The sequence below is a fragment of the Sunxiuqinia dokdonensis genome (genome assembly GCF_001270965.1).
Classification (GTDB): Bacteria; Bacteroidota; Bacteroidia; order Bacteroidales; family Prolixibacteraceae; genus Sunxiuqinia; species Sunxiuqinia dokdonensis.
Genome location: NZ_LGIA01000045.1, coordinates 1 through 19,401 on the forward strand (window position 1 = coordinate 1; position 19,401 = coordinate 19,401).

16 protein-coding genes are annotated in these 19,401 nt (G+C 44.0%); 2 read left to right on the forward strand and 14 right to left on the reverse strand.

The window, feature by feature from the left end; all coding sequences use genetic code 11:
* Positions 1–43: 43 nt before the first annotated feature.
* The 14 genes from NC99_RS04780 to NC99_RS04845 all read right to left on the reverse strand — a co-directional run bounded on the left by NC99_RS04780 (position 44) and on the right by NC99_RS04845 (position 16,892).
* Positions 44–850, reverse strand: a complete 807-nt coding sequence (locus tag NC99_RS04780) for a DUF3823 domain-containing protein (protein ID WP_053180450.1) — start codon at positions 848–850, stop codon at positions 44–46.
* A gap of 22 nt (positions 851–872) precedes the next feature.
* Entirely contained in the window at positions 873–2,921 is a 2,049-nt protein-coding gene (locus NC99_RS04785; protein ID WP_053180452.1) for a RagB/SusD family nutrient uptake outer membrane protein, read from the reverse strand.
* Positions 2,922–2,934: 13 nt separating this feature from the next.
* On the reverse strand, positions 2,935–6,369 hold the full coding sequence (locus NC99_RS04790) for a TonB-dependent receptor (protein WP_204374898.1): 3,435 nt from the start codon (positions 6,367–6,369) through the stop codon (positions 2,935–2,937).
* 84 nt (positions 6,370–6,453) lie between these two features.
* Positions 6,454–7,437 carry a FecR family protein gene (locus tag NC99_RS04795; RefSeq protein WP_053180403.1) on the reverse strand — a complete coding sequence of 328 codons (984 nt, stop codon included), beginning with the start codon at positions 7,435–7,437 and terminating at the stop codon, positions 6,454–6,456.
* A 110-nt stretch (positions 7,438–7,547) separates the two neighbouring features.
* Complete coding sequence (locus NC99_RS04800; protein ID WP_239684410.1) at positions 7,548–8,144, reverse strand: RNA polymerase sigma-70 factor; 597 nt, start codon at positions 8,142–8,144, stop codon at positions 7,548–7,550.
* Positions 8,145–8,456: 312 nt separating this feature from the next.
* The gene (locus tag NC99_RS22635; protein ID WP_053180405.1) at positions 8,457–8,636 is read right to left on the reverse strand and encodes an MIT C-terminal domain-containing protein; all 180 of its coding nucleotides are present in this window, start codon (positions 8,634–8,636) and stop codon (positions 8,457–8,459) included.
* The gene (locus NC99_RS22270) at positions 8,626–9,357 is read right to left on the reverse strand and encodes an MIT C-terminal domain-containing protein (RefSeq protein ID WP_316930788.1); all 732 of its coding nucleotides are present in this window, start codon (positions 9,355–9,357) and stop codon (positions 8,626–8,628) included. The genes NC99_RS22635 and NC99_RS22270 overlap by 11 nt, the downstream gene beginning before the upstream one ends.
* A gap of 3 nt (positions 9,358–9,360) precedes the next feature.
* Entirely contained in the window at positions 9,361–10,134 is a 774-nt protein-coding gene (locus tag NC99_RS22275; protein WP_204374899.1) for a BREX system Lon protease-like protein BrxL, read from the reverse strand.
* Positions 10,135–10,142: 8 nt separating this feature from the next.
* Entirely contained in the window at positions 10,143–10,727 is a 585-nt protein-coding gene (locus tag NC99_RS22225; protein WP_053180415.1) for a DUF6088 family protein, read from the reverse strand.
* Positions 10,711–10,896: a hypothetical protein gene (locus NC99_RS22230; protein ID WP_053180417.1), complete on the reverse strand. Its 186-nt coding sequence runs from the start codon at positions 10,894–10,896 to the stop codon at positions 10,711–10,713. The genes NC99_RS22225 and NC99_RS22230 overlap by 17 nt, the downstream gene beginning before the upstream one ends.
* 131 nt (positions 10,897–11,027) lie before the next feature.
* Positions 11,028–12,470 (reverse strand): right-handed parallel beta-helix repeat-containing protein, encoded by a 1,443-nt coding sequence (locus NC99_RS04830; RefSeq protein ID WP_053180419.1) that lies wholly within the window; start codon positions 12,468–12,470, stop codon positions 11,028–11,030.
* A 32-nt stretch (positions 12,471–12,502) separates the two neighbouring features.
* On the reverse strand, positions 12,503–14,074 hold the full coding sequence (locus NC99_RS04835) for a sulfatase (protein WP_157624454.1): 1,572 nt from the start codon (positions 14,072–14,074) through the stop codon (positions 12,503–12,505).
* 106 nt (positions 14,075–14,180) lie between these two features.
* Positions 14,181–15,716, reverse strand: a complete 1,536-nt coding sequence (locus NC99_RS04840; protein WP_053180423.1) for a sulfatase family protein — start codon at positions 15,714–15,716, stop codon at positions 14,181–14,183.
* 45 nt (positions 15,717–15,761) lie between these two features.
* Complete coding sequence (locus tag NC99_RS04845; RefSeq protein ID WP_053180425.1) at positions 15,762–16,892, reverse strand: glycoside hydrolase family 43 protein; 1,131 nt, start codon at positions 16,890–16,892, stop codon at positions 15,762–15,764.
* 772 nt (positions 16,893–17,664) lie between these two features.
* On the opposite strand from NC99_RS04845, the gene NC99_RS04850 reads away from it, so the two are divergent.
* Both NC99_RS04850 and nrfH read left to right on the forward strand, forming a co-directional pair.
* The gene (locus NC99_RS04850; protein WP_053180427.1) at positions 17,665–18,126 is read left to right on the forward strand and encodes a hypothetical protein; all 462 of its coding nucleotides are present in this window, start codon (positions 17,665–17,667) and stop codon (positions 18,124–18,126) included.
* A gap of 687 nt (positions 18,127–18,813) precedes the next feature.
* Positions 18,814–19,389 carry a cytochrome c nitrite reductase small subunit gene (gene nrfH, locus NC99_RS04860; protein ID WP_053180432.1) on the forward strand — a complete coding sequence of 192 codons (576 nt, stop codon included), beginning with the start codon at positions 18,814–18,816 and terminating at the stop codon, positions 19,387–19,389.
* Positions 19,390–19,401: the final 12 nt, after the last annotated feature.

A 19,401-nucleotide genomic window follows, 5' to 3' on the forward strand; every position in this document is an offset into this window, starting at 1 on the left:
TATTTTTAATTTTGAAATGACTTCATTTCAAAATTAAAAATAACTAATTAGGAATTTCGACTCTGATTGCTTCATTATAATTGTGCCTTCGGATATTTTCGGTGGCATAGTTTATTCGAGCAGCAGCCCGAACAAAAACCGTTCTACCAGCAGGTATCTCTCCATTTGTCGTAATTGTAATTGTCTGTCCTAAAAGACTGTCAAATGAATTTCCATCATAATTTATTTGTGTCGTATACCTGTTATCCCATTCCCGGTATCCAACATGTGGAACCTGGCTAACAAACAATCGAACGTCTGTCACATTCAGCATACCATCGTTGTAACCGCCCATAGGCTCAATCTTTGCTCTAAAATCGGCCGGACTAACTCCTCGTGTCACTCTAACCTGGGCAGTAATCTTTCCATTGCTTACAGTTGGCTGACCAACCCACTCCAGTTTAAGGAAAGGCTGGACCTCAAACTCCACCTCAGTAACACCTTCAATATCCACATATTTTGATTCATCAGCGATAGTATCACCGGAACTGGTGGTTCGCACCAATGGAATAAAAGCACCATCAATCCGAACATTATAATGACCTTTAAATACTTTCGTATTCTGAAAGACTCCCTCCTTCATACACCAGAAATCAAAATTGTCAGGAACTTCGGTCTCAGTCCAACTAAGCTCACGAAGCCTGATCCGTGTGCCCTCACTACCTTGATCAGTAAGAACAAGGTCTCCGGTAGAAACATCCACAACCCTGCCTTTTATGGTTTCCTCAGGCAAATCAAAGTTGTCAATTTCACATGCACTGAAGGAAACTACAGCAAAGCAAAACAATATGCCATAAAATATTTTTTTCATCTCTTTCAATTTTAAGATTAGATTAACGGCCTGGTTGTTGATCAATCACAGGACTCTTAGATACTTCACCACCTGGAATTAGAAAATAATATTCCTGTTCTGAAAGACGGAAACGGCGTCGGCCTTCGTCCAAACCAGCATCGAAGAAATATTTTCCGGTTGTTGAAGAATAGAATGGATACAATCCTTTGTAGTATGCTCCATCTTCTTGCGTATAGCCATTCAACATGTCTGAATGCTGCGTTCTCCAACGTCTTATGTCCCAAAGCGTCTTGTGTTCAAACGCCAACTCCTTTTTTCGTTCTTTACGAATCACGTCCAGATCTAATTCAGCTATACTTGTCAACATATCAGCTCCTGCTCTTTCCCTGATCTCTTGGATAGCGTCAAAGGCAATTTGCTTAAAATCATCTCCCGCAGGAGCTGTTTCACCTGCGAGGAGTAGCTCTTCTGCAGCTTCTGCAACATTTAATAGAATTTCGGCGTAACGCATCAGGACAAAGTGTTGTTCAGAACGAGCCTCCAGCACCAAACTTTGTGGCATATTCGGATTCAGCCATTTACGCACCGCAAAACCAGTCATAGCAGCAGTACCATCCGAAGTAAACGGACCACTCTTTCCTCCGGCATTCATTATCGTACCATCCGGCAATTCGACTGTTTCGTGAGTGTTTCCATTCTGTGAAAGGAAAAGTGCTTTTTGTCCGGCAAAATCGCCTACCGCTCGATATGCATCCACCTGATTATAGTTCGATGGTCCAGAAACCGTATAATCTGGCGCGCCTCCATTGACTACTCTCAAAGGATCAATTCCATTTGACGCATCGCCTGTAAAAATACCGCGACGAATCTCAATGACTTCGCCTTTAAAAACATCACCCGGAAATATTACATAAGCGCGAAGCCGTGGCTCTGCATTGGCAAAGATATCAGTCACATTGTCAAATAAAATGTATTTGCCATTCTCATCGAAAACCTTAATTGTTCCATCTTCATTCTTCTCAAATCCATCGAATAGTTCCACAAAATCAAGAGTTGGACAGTTTCCGGCAGAATACCCGTTTCCGCCCATCAACTGACGTGGAATATTATAGGAATCGTAACCATGAGCTAAATCGGGATAGCTGTATTCTTTGATATAGATGTTCTCCGGGCTCGATAGATCAAAAAACATATCTACCATGTTCTGAAACTGAGCTTCTTTGTCATTGGGGGACCACTTTTTCTTATATAGAGAATACTTTCCCGATTTCATGACCTCGCGGGATGCGTTGTAGGCTTCTCTGAAATATTTTTTTGAAGCTGCAGCAGCAGTATTCGGATCGAACCCAATGACACGTACATCCGTTTTTTGACCAAAACCAGTTATATTGTTGTATTTAGCCACAGAGCCAGCAAACAACATGGCTTCAGATTTAAACCCATAGGCGACATACTTATTTGCATAACCACGTTTGGGACTTGATTCAGCGAGGTTTGCAATAGCCATATCAAAATCAGCCAACACCTGATTCCAGGTTTCCTCCTCTGTTGAACGCGGTATTTCAAGCTCCTCGGCTGGATTATCAGGATATTTCAACACTTCTGTCACTAACGGAACTCCTCCATATCGTTTTGCCAAGGCATAAAATACCATCGCACGGGCAAAATAGGCTTCCCCAATGAAATGGTTGTAGTCAGACTCGCTAAAGTTTGCCTGGTACTCTGGCAAAGTTTCAAGTAGGCGGTTGGCATCACGAAGCAGATTAAACGCTCTTCCCCAATATGCACCATTTCTGGCCCAACCTTCTGAAGTCATGGCCGTCCCAGCATCGCGACCGATCGACTCCCCTGAATTTGCTCCAGGCGTTACCAACCAGTCATCAAAAAACTGACGTGCAGGAGAATATTTAAAATCCTCAAATGGCATTTGACTATACATACGAGACATATATACAGCCATGCCTGTTGCGTCAGTAAACAAATCTTTATCCTGTACGACGTTCATCGGTGGAATTTCCAGATAATCATTACAGGAAATAATCACACTACTAAACGCCATCAATGTCAATATTAAATATTTTAATTTCATAGCTAGTTTTCGTTTAGAATTTAACATTTAATCCTGCTGAAACAGTTTTATTCAACGGATACAAGTAACCGTAGGTATCATTCGGATGTTCCGGATCGACATAGTCAACCTTAGTTATCGTAAAGAGGTTGTAAGTATTTACATAGACACGTAAGTTTTTAATACCCGTTTTCATCAACCACTGAGACGGAAGTGAATACCCTAACTCCACACTTTTCAAGCGCAGATAAGCTCCATTTTCCACATTAAACGTAGAGTTGACATCAGGCAAAGTACCTGTATATGCGTAATGGCCGGGAATCCAGGCTGTAGCAGGATCATAAGGATCAGCCTTTGGATCCTCAGGATGCCATCTATCCATAAACTGTTCCATTGCACCGGAATTTCCGCTCCCCCACATCGGTTCACGAAGCTGTTCTCCATAAACCAAAGAACTCATGGCAGATCCCTGCAGCAAAAAGTTTAAATCGAAATTTTTGTAACTGGCATCGAAGCTGTAGCTAAAGTTCATCCAGGGATACTGATTGTACCTGATCGGGTGAACATCGTTTCCATTGATCTCTCCATCGCCATTCCAATCTTCATATTTATAGTCTCCAATGATGGTCGAACGTCCGATATAGGTTGGATGTGACCAAATTTCTTCCCACGATTGGAATTGACCATCACCCTGCAGCCCCCAGTGGATTCCCTGTAAACGATCATTCTGATTGTTCTTCCAGTTACTCCACGAGCTTCCGATATCTCCGCGCTCCACATATAAGCGCTGGACGCGAGCAATCGAGAACATCCCCTTCATATTGTAATAAAAATCTCTCACCCTATTTCGATGTGAAAGCTCCAATTCAAAACCATAGGTGCGGTCACTGTTCAGATTCTCCTCAGGAAGTCCTGCTCCGACAACAGTTGGAATTCCTCCACTTCGCGTAGCCAATAATCCATCACGATGCCTACTAAAATAATCAGCGGTGACACCAAATAAACCGTCCCATCCTTCAAAATCAACGCCAATATCAAATGTTTTGGCGGTGTACCAAGTAATAAACTGGTTTGGGATACCTTTGTTATCAGCACTGGCGTTGAAGCTTCCATCAAACACATAGCCTCCTGTGAAATTCCTTCGGTCTGATCTGGTAGGATAATTATAGCCCGATATAAATTGATAGCTTGAAGCATTGTCGTCTCCGGTTTTTCCATATGATGCCCGGAATTTCAACTGATTAACAAAAGCAAACGTTCCGGAATTTTTAAAGAAATTTTCTTCTGAGATTCGCCATCCCAAAGAGGCTGCGGGAAAGAACCCCCATTGAGAACCAACGCCAAACCTGGATGACCCATCGTAACGAAATAGAAACTCTGCCAGATATTTGTCACTAAATGAATAATTAAACCTGCCGGCCAAGGCTAGATTCGAATTCTCATAGAGAGCATCTGCTCCTGAATTCATCGATGCTAATTGTCCTTCAGCAATTCCGGCAAAGAGATACGGTAGTTGAAGTACCAAATCACGCTGAGCATAGAAATTATCACTTTCTCTCTTCTGGCCTTCTCCTAAAACCAAGGCATTGATCCGATGCTGATCGAACGTTGCTTCATAATTCAGCGATACCTGGCCCAGCATCTGTGTTTTAAAATACGCTTCTCTTCTAATTCTGTTTGGCGACTGGCGCGTAAAGGTAGAATAGGTATCGGAAGCCTCATCATACCGATATTGATTGTACTCACGTTGGAAAATATTCGTACTGGAAACATAGTAGTCGTAACTAAACAGACCCTTTATATACAAGCCTTCAACTCCCGGGATATCGTACTGCAAAGAGGCTGATGATTGAATCCACTTCTTATTGAATTGCCTGTAACCAACAATATCTTTGTCCATAAAGGATATTGGATTATCTCCTTCAATCAACCCGTGGTATGGCCTGGTCGGATCATCATTGGCATAAGCCGGAATGTGCGCACCTTGCCTCCAAAACCCACGAATAATCCACCACGAGTCTTGGTAGGGCCGATCCTGCTGATCCATAATCAGATTTAAATTTAAATCCAGCGTTAAACGATCAGTAATTTCTGTCGAAATGTTTGAACGCACGTTGTATTTATTGTATTTGAGGTCGCTTGATTTAAAAAAGCCTTCCTGATACTGGTAACCAAGACCAACATAGTAGGTCGTTTTATCATTGCCTCCGGTAGCATTTAAATTGTGCATTGTTTGAGGGGCATAATCGCTAAAAACCAAAGGATACCAGTCCGTGCTTTGCAGTCTTCCCGATCGGTAATCTTCAAACTGTTCATCATTAAAAATTGGGGAGCCTCCATTGATGTTGTGCATCGCTCTTTCATTACGAAGGGTCATATACTCAATGGCATCTACCGTTGCGGGAAGTCCCGAAGGAATTTGCCATGTAAATGATCCCGAATAATTTAGCTCAACTTTGTTATTGGTTCCTCTTTTTGTGGTGACCAACACGACTCCATTTGCCGCGCGGACACCATAAATTGCGGCAGACGCATCCTTCAATACCGAGATATTATCAATGTCGTGCGGATCAAGGCGTTGAAAATCGTCATTTGTACGTGGTATCCCATCAATAATAATCAGAGGATTTCCCATTGCCCGGATATCAAAATTATTGTTGAAAGAACCAGGTTCGGCTGTTTTTTGCGTAACACGCACACCGGAGATCTTCCCAGTCAACATGTTCTGAGCGTTCTCATTCTTTGTGGCAACAATATCGTCTCCTTTAACGGCTGAAACTGCACCGGTCAGAGTAGCCTTCTTTTGGGTTCCATATCCAACTGCGACAACCTCTTCAATGCCAATCGCATCTTCCTCCATCGTGATATTGATACTGGATTGATTCCCAACTGCAATCTCCTGGGTTCGCATCCCGACAAAGGAGAACACAAGCGTTGCTTCACCAGATACCCCTGTTAGCGTATAATTGCCATCAAAATCAGAGATGGTACCTTGCGTTGTTCCCTTTATTAAAATTGTAACTCCTGGTAGCGGAGAACCGTTGGAATCCGTTACCTTGCCACTAATTGCCCTAGCTTGTTGAATATCACTCAAATTGTCTTCATCTGATTTTGTGAAAATAATCACATGACGATCAACAATTTTATAAGCGACTTCACTTCCACTAAGCAAGTCGTCTAAAAGTGACTCAATGTTCTGGTTATTAACGTTGACTGTTTTCCTATCAATATTTTGGATTTGTTCGTTCTGATAGAAAAACCTAAATTCAGATTGCTCTTCAATTTCTTGAAAAATTTCGCTTAAGGTACCGTTCTGAATTCTTACAGAAACTTTCGTGTTTTGCGAATAAAGAGACGCTGATGCGTCGAGGACAAAAAGCAAAATCAAAAAAGATGTTAGCTTCATAATTCGTAGAATTTCAGTCCATCCCACTCTCGCGGGATAACCACATAATCGTTTTTTTTTCATAGTTTTGTAAAGATTTATAATTATTAAATCGACTCACAAAAAGGTGATTATTCGTTGGCGCGGGTGTCACCTTTTTTTAAAACTTCATTTTGAATTTAAATTGATCGTTTTATTGTCTATTTCATAGGCAACAGGTATTGTTAGGTTAATAAACTCAAGTACTTTCTCAATGCTTAGATTATCAAGCGTTCCGGTGTAATGAATATCTTCAAAATCGCTTTCTTCATAGATAAAATCTACAGCGTAGTATCTTTCAAGCTTTTGAATCAAATCATTAAATGACTCATTATCAAAAACTAATATACCATATCTCCATGCCACATGGTTCTTTCCTTTCAGTGCTGTTTTTACAAATTCTTTGATTTCAGCATCGTATGCTATCTTCTGACCGGGCACAATAGCCACATTTTCATTACTCTGCAAAGCGGAAGCCGTAATCTTACCAGTCAGCAAACTCGCTTCCGTAATCTTAGACTCAGGATAGTGAGACACACTAAATTTGGTTCCAAGCACTCTTATTGCCACATCTTTCGTCTCGACAACAAATGGGAAATCGGGAGCATGCTCAACCTCAAAGTAGGCTTCACCCGTTAACTTAACTCTCCGGTAGTCTTGATTCGCGCAGTAGCTTACTTCCGTCGCAGCATTAAGCCAGACTTCCGTGCCGTCAGGAAGAGTTATCTTACTCTGTTGTCCCGCATCCGTAGACACAACAACCCAATTATTCTGACTAAAAAAGCCAGTCTCATTTGCTATGTAAACAGATATTCCGGCGACAGCAACAATAAGTATGGCTGCAGCAGCAATTCTCAGTAAATATGAAATGGGCTTGAGTCTTTGTTGTTTAGCCTGATCGGCATTCATGCGCGCCAAAATCCTTTGACGAGCTATTTCTATTCTTGGATTCAGCTTGTATTCTTCTCCAGTCTGATTCCAATAATCCTCCATGCTCTTCAAAAAAGCTTTGTTTTGGGGCGACCTATTTTCCCAATCAGCGAGGTTTTCTCTTTCCTCCCTACTCGTCTTCTTTAAGAGGTAATTGGCAACTATTGAAGCAATATTTTTCATTACACACTATGGATTTTGACTTAAGGACAGAAAACACATGATTTTTCCCTAAAAGGATTTTGTTTTTTTTTGAAAGACCAAAAAAAGTTATCCTCTACTGTCGATATTCATTAAAATGTAAGGAGTATAGTCGTCAGTCCTTTGGAGTTTTTAGGATTCGACAAGTCGATGTGAAGTTGTTCTGCAATTTTCCTAACCGCGATTACAATTTGACTATCAATTGTCTTTGCGGATATATCAAGAACTTGAGCTGCCTCATTGCGACTAAGTCCGTCTTCACGAATCAACTTAAAGATCATTTTGCACTTTGCAGGCAATTGATTAACTGCATTATTCAATGCTTCCCACATCTCATGCTCAATAAGTAAGTTATCGGCTGATGGTTTGAAATCTACTAATTGAATATGAGCATCATCCAACATATCAATATGAAATTTTTGATCCTTTTTCAGGGAATTGATTGCAGTATTCCTGACAGAAACAAAAAGGTAAGTTTCAATATTCGAAATGGCGTCGGCTTTATTTTTCTGTTGCCAAATTTTCAGAAAAACATCGAGAACAATTTCTTCTGCCAAGATCTCCGACTGGGCAATAATTGTTGCAAACCGAACCATTTTGGAGTAGTAATAATCAAAAAAAATCGTGAAAGACTCTTGTGTTAATTCTCTCCTAAAACGATTAAAGATATGTTTTCCTTTGCTCTCCAAGATTTCTTTCGCTAAATATCAAAATGGCTGGTACAAGTTTACAAATTAATACAGGATTTCTTGATTAAAAAATCGAACAAAAAATTTATACCCCCTGTGAGCAATGAACTTTCAACAGGTTTCCTTTTCCCCGACCGTCCTGACTATTCGAATGGCACGAAATCGGAACGACTCCACCAACAAATATCACCTCCTCTTAGACTCATGGGGAGACATGTAGCCCTATAATCATCCCAAATAAGAGATTCAAAAGAAAAGATATGCTCGTCTGTCATATCCGTAATGGTAAGGCTTGCGTTATGGTCTGTCTCCTTATTCGCCTATCCTCACATACGTCATCTCACAATTCCGGCATTGTCGTTGTTCCTGGAGAACCTCTGAGATATCGAAACAGAAAGCAGGTTTCTCGAAAATATCCAGGCCTCTTCCCAATTCTATCTTCCAACCATTATCAGCAACGATACTACGATCGTGAAGATCCTTAAAATTCATAAGTAAAATTGATGCCTACTGACCTGACAGATTCCTGGATTTCATCGAAGTTGTCAATCGATATCGGCGTATGTTCCTCATCATTCCACGAGACAACATGTAGGTTGATCTCATCTTTCTTCTGCTTGATCTGGTTCAACATAGCACAAAACTCTAACAGGTTTCGGAATTGGTGTGGATGTCGAATGTACGGATCGACTAACTCGATATCGTTGGCTCCGTGAAGGTAGTCACCGAACAGGCTACTGTAAGTAATTCCTTTCTGGTTATCCCGGATAATAATTTCCTTTTCCCGAAGCTCAGGTACAATGGATGGTTCCGCCTCTTTCTCTTTCCTGGTGCCAGACTCCGTGAACTCTTCATCCAACTCCTTCTCCGCCAGTGAAAGATCAGCGTCGTTCAATCGCTCCAGAGTTTCGACATTTACTTTCTTTTTCGATGATTTGACGGTGTAGCAGAAGTCTACTTTGTTCTCCAGGAAGGTTTCATCAATAATATACAATTGGTCTTTCACTCGTTTACGCCCTTCAATAGCGAAGTCAATCAACTCCAAGGCTTCTTTCTCCGTCATCTGCTTATTCGGATAAATCAGCTTTACCAGCCCGGAGAAAGCTTTGCGGATTGCCATTTTATCACGTCCTGAATAGGATGGATCGAAATCGACATACTGATCAATCAGATTGGTAAAGTCGTATTTTCGGAATTCATCCAGACAAATGATATCTCAGAAACCAACCAGTCCAATTTTTCCACGCCCCGAGTTGCTTACAAACAGACGCGCACTGGTAACATCAACTCCGGAAACCAGCACACCATGCGGAGAAAGTTCTGAAAAGATGTGGGACTTACCGGTACCTTTAGGTCCCAGTTCCACGAAATTGTAGTTATTCTCTACGCGCGTTATTAAGCACCATAACTGGATCAACTTCCCTCGACGGTTAAAATTTTCTGGGTTCAACCCAATGCTGTGCATAAGAAGGTCAATCCATTCCTCTGTTTTAAACTGCTTACGTGTCTCTGCGTATTCTTCCACGTCAACTTCAGATACATGAATCGGTTTCAATGACTCAATCACCCAATATGAACGAACACCTTCAGCACTATCGTATGTCATGTTCAGGATACACCAAACACCACCACCACTTAATAGCTTGCCATGTCGCTTCACAATCTCATCCGAAATCGGAACGTGCTCCACGCCCAAGTTGGCGAAAGAGGTTTCATAGAAGTCGTCCTTCTCATTCAGGTTTACAAAGACCTTGTCGATAATCTTAAAGGAACCCTTTTCCCGGATCAATGACTTTACCATTTCTGATTCAGCCCAATGAACAAAGTTATTTTTGATTACATCTTTTACCTTTTCGATGCCACTATTGATCACCTGTTCATCATTGATCGCGCAGTATTGGCCCAGCAAAAATTCCAAAACATAGGCTGGAACAACAGCGCTTCCTTTTACGCGGGATGTTAAATCCTTACGAACAACTTTTCCTTCGATCGCTCTGACTAAGGCTCAATTAAAGAACGGCTTTCGATTTTTACCCAAGGATTAACGTAAACAGGAGATTCGATGAGATAAGGATACTTCACCAGTACAATTACCGGATCCTGATCGCTTGACTCAAACTCCTCGATTTGAAGGTCCGCTTTTAATCCCTTTTCCTGAAATCGTTTCTCCATTTCCCGATAAAGCTGCTCAGTGATATAGGTATTGGATGTCTTCCTCAATTTCGTCCGCTGCTTCTTTTTCAGCAGTTTCAGAATCTTTCCCAATTCTGCAGGTGTCGCTCTATCTTTTCCAATTTCACGTAAAGCCTGAATCCCCAATGAACTAATCTTCCCTTTCGCCATCAGGTTCTTGGGTGCAGTTCGTTTCAGTTTAATGGTTCGCTTGCCAACTTTAATCGTGCGGGCCGGTCCATCGGTTAGAAAGACCAGGTTCAGTGGAATTTGAGTGCTAAGTCCCAAAGCATGCAGCGCATATACACCGGATGGAACCCAACGTATCCGGTCCCTTTTGGCTATGACCTGGGCAACCTCTTCGACTGTTGGTAATACCTCGCCGATATATGAGTTAATTTTGGGTTGCACATAAAAACCCTGAGCGACACTCTTTATTATTCCCTTTTTTAACCCGACGATGCAAAGCCAATCTAACAGCCTCAGACGAACCAAACGGACGAAAGTCTTCCGGAAGCAACAAAGATCCTCTTTTTGTCCGAACGATCATATCTTCCATTTGTTTTTCAATACTTTGCATTACTCTTATATTCTAATTTTGTAACAAATTCAGCAAATATTTGTTACAACAAATCATTTAGTCACAACTCCTAAAACTCCGGTTCAATCAAGGTGTTATTCACCACATCCTGCGTAATTAATGGATTAAAGTTAGAGTCGATCTTCAACAAATCGACGAAGCTTTTGAAAGCCTTCCAGCCCGTCTTGTGCAGCTTCGTCAGCTAGCTCGTTTAAAAGCGAAAAAATCGCTTTAGCATTCGACGTTTCAAGCGAGTTCGTTACATTGTCCTCAAAACTTGTTTGCTGATCCTCGCCCCAATTAAAAATGGGTTCGGTGTAGGCCCAGAAATAATTATTGAAGATCGCTGTATTCACAGGCCATTTTTCACCCCAGTTGTCCATTTGAATTACAACGGGCTCGGTTTCTGTGGTATTTCGCTCCGGCATCACAATCAGATTACTGTGCACCTTGGTATTGGTAACAGGTCCGGTGATGTGCATAATGGGTGAAAACCAACCTTCACGTTCTGTTGGATAAGGACGAATCCCATCGTTCACACTCAGGTTAAAGCGAATAATGGTGCCGTCGGTTCCAATGTTGCCCTTGCTTCCATAGGTGTTTCCGTTATTACAAATCAGCAAAAATCCACCATAATTATCGTGGCTGTAATTGTATTGAATGACCGTTCCCTGGCAATTAAAATCCGAATCAAATCCTTGCCCATCCCACTTGGCCCGATGATCGCTTACTTCATTAAATTGAATTACAGTATTATCGGAACTCCAGGGCCAGATACCGGCAGCGGCTTCTTTATGCGACAGAATATCAGGACAATCCCGCATCACATTGTTTTCAATCAACGCACCATCGCAGCCAATCGGCACAATGCCATCGCCCGGAATTTGCTCTAACAGGTTGTTTCGCACAATCACTCCCACACTTGGATGCCAGTTATCACGCCGGGTGTATCCCCACGAATTGATTCCGTTGCGCCCGCAATGATGGAGATAACAGTTTTCGATGATCAGATCAACAAAGCGCGTTTTAATGCTGTCGCCATTGTTTTGCCAGATAATGGCGCTCCCACCCCCGTCACCTTTCACCAGACTTCCGTTTACATGGTGGACTTCCAGGCTATCGAGAACAATATGATGGCAGTCGCCAAAATTCTCAGCTACGATCGAAACGCCGCGGCGATTGGCTTCACGCTCAGCACCGGTATTGGTGATTTCCAGGTTCCGAACCTCCCAATACTCAACGTTGTAGAGCAGAAGGGTATGCAATTTTCCTCCTTCGCCATGAATCGCAGGCTTCGTCCCCTCTCCATAGCGATCGATTTGAATTGGAGCTTCGGCTGTTCCACTGCCTTTAGGCTCCAATTGTCCGAAATATGCAGTTCCACTTTTGAAAAGCAGTTGATCGCCAGCCTTAAATTCCATTGAATTGACTTTCTCGAGCGATGCCCATGCCTTTTCTGGCGATCTTCCAGAGTTTGAATCATCTCCGTTCTCTGAGTCGACATAATACTGATGCCCACCCGAGCACGAAATCAATAAAAGAAAAACCAGCGTTAAAAAAATTGAATTTTTCATCTTTTATTTTGGTTCCTTAGTTTTTATAAATTTTAGTTATCCACTGCACTTCCCCACCAATTGTTTCCGGGGTCAAAATCTTCGGAAAGAAACTCGAGCCGTTGTTTTTCCAATTGGGGCAGGCGCACATTTTTATCCCATTCCAAATGTTTTCGTTCCAGCTCTTCATTGTACTCCGGATCCTTCTCAGGGAATCGGGCCCCCACTTCATTCAGAAAAGCAAAAAGTTGTTCACTCAACTGTTTGGCAAGTGCTGAATTTTCTCCTGAAAGGTCGGTTGTTTCTTCGGGATCCGTGCTCAAATTATACAACTCTTCCCTTCCGTCTTCATAATAATGAATCAGTTTCCATTCTCCCAGGCGAATGATGGACGATGGCTCGCCACCCTGGTTTCCGTAGTGTGGATAATGCCAGATGAGTGGACGCTCTTCCATCGCTTTTCCTTGAATGGCGGGCAACAAACTAATACCATCGGCATGCTCATGGGGTAATTGTTTTTCACCAATCAGGTCCAGGATTGTTGGATAAAAATCGGTTCCACTTACCGGCACATCGCTGGTTGAACCTGCCTTAATCAAGCCTGGCATTTTGATAAAATATGGCTCGCGGATTCCTCCTTCAAACTGATAGCCTTTTCCGCCACGCAGGGGAAGATTCGATGTAGCGAAAGCATCGCCTGCTGAAACACCGCCATTGTCGGATGTGAAAATGACGATCGTATTGTCAGCCAGCCCAAGTTCTTCAAGCGCATTTAAAACCACACCCACCGCATCGTCCATGGTTTCAACCAATCCGGCATAAACGGGGTTGTCCTGCACTTGCCGGATGGGAAGAAAGTGGCCCATTTCGAAGCCGGTTTCTGCAATTCCCATCTCCTCAGCTTTTTGCCGATATTTGGACCACTTTTCCTGCGTGGTTTGCAGCGGTGCATGAACGGCGTAAAATGAAAGGAAAGCGAAAAAAGAAGTGTCTTGATGTGCTTTCATGAATTCGGCGGTTTCGTGTGCCAGCCGCATGGTCAGGCTTTCGCCATCGGGCCCGCTTGGAAGCCGCGGATTTTCCCATGGGGCATAAAAACCGCCAACAGGTCCTCCGCGATCCCAGCCTCCTTTATTGATATCGAAACCGTGGTCCTCGGGCCAGGAACCTTCGTCGCCCAAATGCCATTTTCCGGCGAAAAAGGTTTTGTACCCGGCTTCTTTTAACGCTTCGGGCAGGGTAATATATTCGGATGGCAGGTTGTGCACATATTCGGGCGGCAGCAGCTTGTTAAATCTTCCCTGCCTTCGCCATTCTTCCCCGGTTCGGGCGCCAATCCAGTCGGTAATGCCATGGCGCGCCGGAAACTGGCCAGTCATTATACTTGCCCGCGAAGGGCTGCAAACCTGACAAGCAGCATAGCCATTGGTAAAAATCATTCCTTCATGAGCGATCCGGTCGATATTGGGTGTTTCATAATACTCACTGTCCATACAACTTAAGTCGTGATATCCCAAGTCGTCAGCCAAGATAAAAAGCACGTTAGGCTTGGGTTCTGAAACATCCGGAGAACAGGCCCAAAAAGGCAAAAGCCCCAAAGTTGTCCAGGCGGAAAATCGATTCATCCTGTTCATTTTATTCCAATTTAATTTTCTACTTCTAAATGGACACAAAAACACCACAACCCACAATTGCGGTGGTGTTTTCGTGAAAGACTTCAATCAGAAATTCCTATTTCAGCTCCAAAGCCTGTGTTTTCGAGTATTCCTTTCCGCGTATCGCAACGAAGGTTTCTTTCATTTCTTCCAGTTTCTCCGGATTCGACTCTGCCAGGTTATTTTGCTGCCCAAGGTCATCGTTCAGGTTATAAAGCTGAAATTCTTTGGAATTGCCCAATTCGATATTCACCTGATTGTTTACGGCAGGTCCGTTATAAGGTGGAATCATCAGCCAGTCGCCTTGACGCAGAGCGGTACGGCTTGTGGCTTCCAGCACCAACGACTCCCGCCCGTTAGCACTTTTCCCCATCAACACGTCCATTAGATTCTGGCTGTCCGTTGTTGTTTCTTCGTCACCGACCAACGAGGCCAGAGAGGCCAGTAAATCAAGCTGGCAAACCAGCGCATCGGATACTTGCGGTTCAATTTTGCCTTTCCAATAAGTGATAAACGGAACCCGGGTTCCCGCTTCGAACAGGCTATATTTACCTCCACGAAGAGGACCGGATGGCTGATGATCACCCAATTTCTCAACGGCCTCATCATAGTAGCCATCATTCAGAACCGGCCCGTTGTCGCTGCTTAAAATCACCAAGGTATTTTCAAGCAAACCTTCCGCTTCCAAAGTTTTCATGAATTCTCCAATACACCAGTCAGCTTCCACAATTACGTCGCCGCGTGGCCCCATGCCTGACGAACCAACAAAGCGAGGATGCGGCGTACGCGGCACATGGGGCTGCTGCATGGCATAATACAAGAAGAAAGGTTCTTGCTTATGGCTTCTCACATACTCCTGTGCTTTTGCCAAAAAATGGTCGGCCATATCCACGTCGCTCCATTTAGCGGCTTCGCCACCCTTCATAAAACCGATACGTGGAATGCCATTCACAATACTGTTGTTGTGCCCGTGATGCCATTTCATCGTCAGCAGCTCGGGGTTGTCCTTTCCGGTTGGCTCGCCTTCAAAGTTTTGCTCATAATTCACCTCAATCGGATCATTCGGATCCAAATTGTCCACGTAGCCATCTTCAATATAAACTGTTGGCACACGATCCTGCGTGGCCGCCATAATATAGGAATAATCGAATCCAACTTCATTTGGTCCGGGTGATACCCGTTGGTTCCAGTCCACAATTCCATCCCCCAAGCCCAGGTGCCACTTACCTACAATGGCTGTTTGATAGCCATTCTTTTTGAGCATTTTAGGGATCGTCACCTGTGCAGTATCAATAATCAAAGGCGCCGTTCCTGGTAGAATGTTGGCATCTTTATTTCGCCAGGGATAAACCCCGGTAAGCAAACCGTATCGGCTAGGCGTGCAAGTGGCCGAAGTGGCATGGCCATCCGTAAATTTGACACCCGCGTTGGCCAACGCATCCATATTCGGAGTCTCCAACCCGGTGGCACCGTAAGCGCCCAAATCGCCATAACCCAAGTCATCAAGGTAAATAACCACAATATTGGGTTTGATTTCGGGTGCAGGCTTTTCGCTGGTTGTGCAAGCTGAAACCGCAGCCAGACAAGTGGTCGTGAGTAGTAAATTCTTCATTCGAGTATTCTTTTTAGTGCTGGTACTTATTGATTCAATTTGAGCTTATTTCAAAGTCCATTCCGTCTTCCAGTTGATCACAGGCTTGTCGCCTTGAAATTCAATGGGCAGCCAGATATAGCGTCCATCGATGGCATTATCAGGCACCCAGCGATCAGCCATAAAAATAAACGTTCCGGGTTTCTCAGGATTTTCCAGGATGTAAGTACTTTGCGAGTCAAAGGTCGTTTTCATTTGTTCTTCTGTTCCCCGACATGGATTTCCTAAAGACGTCCATGGCCCAAAGATATCATCAGCCACAAACGAACGCGCGGCATTTGGCGCCCAACCTGTGCAGCCCGAAGCAATCAAATAATACTTGCCGTCCTTCTTGAAAATCGCAGGCGCTTCGTTGTGCCCGGCAGGCATGACCGCAACGTAGCGATCGGTAAACGCCGTATATTCGTTGTTTAATTCTGATATGTGCAAGGTCAGGTTTTCTTCGGAAGCATGCATATGATAGGCTTTTCCGTCATCGTCCACAAAGAGCGTCATGTCGCGCGCCATCTGTCCTTTTTCAAAATCGCGATGAATAAACATCCCGTTGGCGACTGCTTCCAGCCATTCTTCCGACCAGCTTTTCAATTCCTTCGGAAAGGTCATCTGCTTTTGTTCGGCGGTAAAGTTCATCGGCCACTGCCCGGCGTTCGGATTGACGCTGTGAATATATTCAAAAGGTCCGACAGGCGAATCGGCTACCGCCAGACCGGTTTTAGCAGCTGAATAGCCCATCCCCTTCAATTCATGATGAAACCACATCACGAACTTTTTTGTCTGCTCGTTGTAGATCACTTTTGGGCGCTCAATGATGCAGCCCTGCACAATCGGGCTTTCCGGATCATCTGAAACAGCCAGTGCGATTCCTTCATCTTTCCAGTTGTACAGGTCGTTTGATGAGTACACATGAACACCGACCATGGCGCGGTTTCCTGCTTTTCCTTCAATTTTGTGTTCGCCATACCAGTAGTAGGTTCCGTCGAACTCCAGCAGACCCCCACCATGGGCATTGATGTGAACACCTTTGTTGTCGGGCCAGATTGCTCCCGGCTTAAAACTCGCCTGCTTGCTATTCTGAGCAATACTCACCGTGCTCATCAACAAAGCCACGATAATGATAAGTTGTTTGATTGATTTCATTGGTTTTAAGATTATGTGATCTCAAATATAACGATTCATGATTCAATTCCTGCTTGAAATGGTTGAGCTGTGCCGGTTGTTTTACGCGCACCGCTCGATTTAACATTAAATCCTCATGAATCATCCAGGTAATGGTATCGCAGGTTGTACCTTTCAAATAAGGAATTAAAGAAACCCCATCAAGGGACAAGCCTTCGGTCTATTTCCCCCGGAGCAACATCCCCTGCCGTTGCATAAATCTCTCAGCGAGTAGCACCCCAGGGTCCGTGGTTTCCGAACCAGCTTACTTGCAGCGTCATTCCGAACTTGATTCGGAATCTGCCGGCGGGTAGCTGGATGCTGGATGCTGGATGCTGGATGCTCGATACTGGATGCCCGCTCGACGAGTCATCCTGCCCGGCAGCTGCCGGGTCAGGATCTGTTGGAGGGTTGATCCTGGATGCTGGATAAAACGGCGACTGCGACCCCGAGGTGTCGGGACAGGCTGAACACTGGAAACTAAGATTGCTCACTTGAAGTTCCTTCCGGTGACGAAACGCGAAGATTTCGACCTTTTTGCCGTTATTTTTTCAGGAAAATCAGCTCTCCGCACCTCCAAATTCATTGGTCAATTTAACGATATATCTTCGTTCGTATGAGAAATAAGGGGTTTTTAGGCCCAAAATGCATCATTCATGAAATACAGCAAAAAAATTAAACTTATATCGATTTGATGATTTAACTTGGTGTGCAATGAATCAACCATAAATCATTAATCTTTAATTTTTAAATCATGGAAAACAAAATTACCAATCAATTACCCGATGAAGTGGCTACTCAAGCCTTAAGCAACATCAATGAAACCGTTACCCTATTAAGTCCTTACCTGATTGCTTTGAATCCGCAGGAACGGCAATCGCTCCCCAAAATGAGCGACGGCACGGCTCCTTTTGTTGAAAAATGTCTCGACTACTGCCAGAGCAATCCCCAGTTTGCCCCTCCCTACCTCGATAGTGAAGGTTTTAAAAGCGACATGGGCATGTGGAAACAACTCATAGCGGTATTGCGCCCCCTTCAGCAATTAATGCAGAACCTGGACGACACGACCACTGAAGCCGGGTCGGAAAGCTATACGGCAGCCTTGACTTACTACAATTCGGTGAAGCAGGCGGCTAAATTGAGCGTACCCGGATCGAAAGCCATCTACGAAGACCTGAAAGACCGCTTTGCCAAACGGAGTTCCGCACAAGGTTGAGGCTGTGGTTTAAACCATTCAACAAAATCGGAAACCTTTCAGGAGGTTTCCGATTTTTGTTTGGTCCGGAGAGACTGCCGGCATTAGCGAGCAAGCCTATCATCAAATCGTTCGTATCCCCGGCTCAACCGGGCAGTAAAAAGATGTCACGATGTCACATTTTAATCAAACGATGGCTTTCGGATACGAAACAATCCGCCTTTTTCATGCAATCATGCGGCTCAATGCTTCAAGCCTGCGGTTTTTTCATGGAACTTTTCACCAATTTCATGCACGCTTCAAGCAAAACCTGACAAGCTTGCCAGTTTTTTGCGGAAGTTTCCACCAAAATGATTCAAGCTTGACTGAAAAAGGTGCACGGTTGAATGAAAAAGAGGCTTCACTGAATCTTCGAGCTGCTCGATTGCACTGTTTACATTGAAACGAGCAGCTTCCGGGTGGATGATTGCCTGTTTGAGGTGGAACGACCCACTTGCCAAGTGCCTCCACCCACTTTCGAAGTACCCCTCGCCCTGTTAAACAGACCTTATTTAGAATGACGATAAACGAACCGCCACACTTCGGAGAAAGACTTCAGGCTGCAAGAAATAAAAACGATCTTTTTTAAAAGTTTGTAACATTCGGTACAACCCTGGCGTGACTTCCTCCGTATTTTTAACCAATAAATAAAAAAAAACGAAGTCAACTATGATCCGAAACCTTCATCCCCCGAAGATCTGGAAAATCCCTGTTATCATTGTTCTGGGAATATTCGCCGGTCTTTTTGTCTTTACCCTTTACCTGTCCAAGGCACATTCTTATTTGTCTGACGATCCGAAAACCTGTGTCAACTGTCACATTATGGCACCTCAGTATGCCACCTGGAACCACAGTTCACACCGCGAAGTGACCAATTGCAACAGCTGCCACGTTCCACACGACAACTTTTTCAACACCTACTATTTTAAAGCGAAGGACGGTCTGCGGCATGCCACGGTTTTCACCTTGCGAAACGAGCCCCAGGTGATTTTCATTAAAGAGGAAGGTGCCGAGGTGGTTCACCAAAACTGCGTGCGTTGTCACGAAAACCAACTGATGGACGCCCAGCACAGCAGCTACCTGGCAAACTACGAAGCACACCGGACCGACAGAAAGTGCTGGGAGTGTCACCGCGAAGTTCCGCACGGACGGGTAAACAGCTTATCGAGCACGCCTTATGCCCGTGTTCCGCTACCGGAAAGCCCCGTACCCGACTGGATTAAAAATTTAAATAACAACGATTAAAAAACCATATCA

Coding starts and splice junctions, on each gene's coding strand:
- NC99_RS04840 (WP_053180423.1), bottom strand. CDS start 15,716: ATGAAGAATTTACTACTCACGACCACTTGTCTGGCTGCGGTTTCAGCT.
- nrfH (WP_053180432.1), top strand. CDS start 18,814: ATGATCCGAAACCTTCATCCCCCGAAGATCTGGAAAATCCCTGTTATC.
- NC99_RS04835 (WP_157624454.1), bottom strand. CDS start 14,074: ATGAATCGATTTTCCGCCTGGACAACTTTGGGGCTTTTGCCTTTTTGG.
- NC99_RS04850 (WP_053180427.1), top strand. CDS start 17,665: ATGGAAAACAAAATTACCAATCAATTACCCGATGAAGTGGCTACTCAA.
- NC99_RS04830 (WP_053180419.1), bottom strand. CDS start 12,470: ATGAAAAATTCAATTTTTTTAACGCTGGTTTTTCTTTTATTGATTTCG.
- NC99_RS04795 (WP_053180403.1), bottom strand. CDS start 7,437: ATGAAAAATATTGCTTCAATAGTTGCCAATTACCTCTTAAAGAAGACG.
- NC99_RS04790 (WP_204374898.1), bottom strand. CDS start 6,369: ATGAAAAAAAAACGATTATGTGGTTATCCCGCGAGAGTGGGATGGACT.
- NC99_RS04785 (WP_053180452.1), bottom strand. CDS start 2,921: ATGAAATTAAAATATTTAATATTGACATTGATGGCGTTTAGTAGTGTG.
- NC99_RS04845 (WP_053180425.1), bottom strand. CDS start 16,892: ATGAAATCAATCAAACAACTTATCATTATCGTGGCTTTGTTGATGAGC.
- NC99_RS04780 (WP_053180450.1), bottom strand. CDS start 850: ATGAAAAAAATATTTTATGGCATATTGTTTTGCTTTGCTGTAGTTTCC.
- NC99_RS22230 (WP_053180417.1), bottom strand. CDS start 10,896: ATGCAAAGTATTGAAAAACAAATGGAAGATATGATCGTTCGGACAAAA.
- NC99_RS22635 (WP_053180405.1), bottom strand. CDS start 8,636: ATGAATTTTAAGGATCTTCACGATCGTAGTATCGTTGCTGATAATGGT.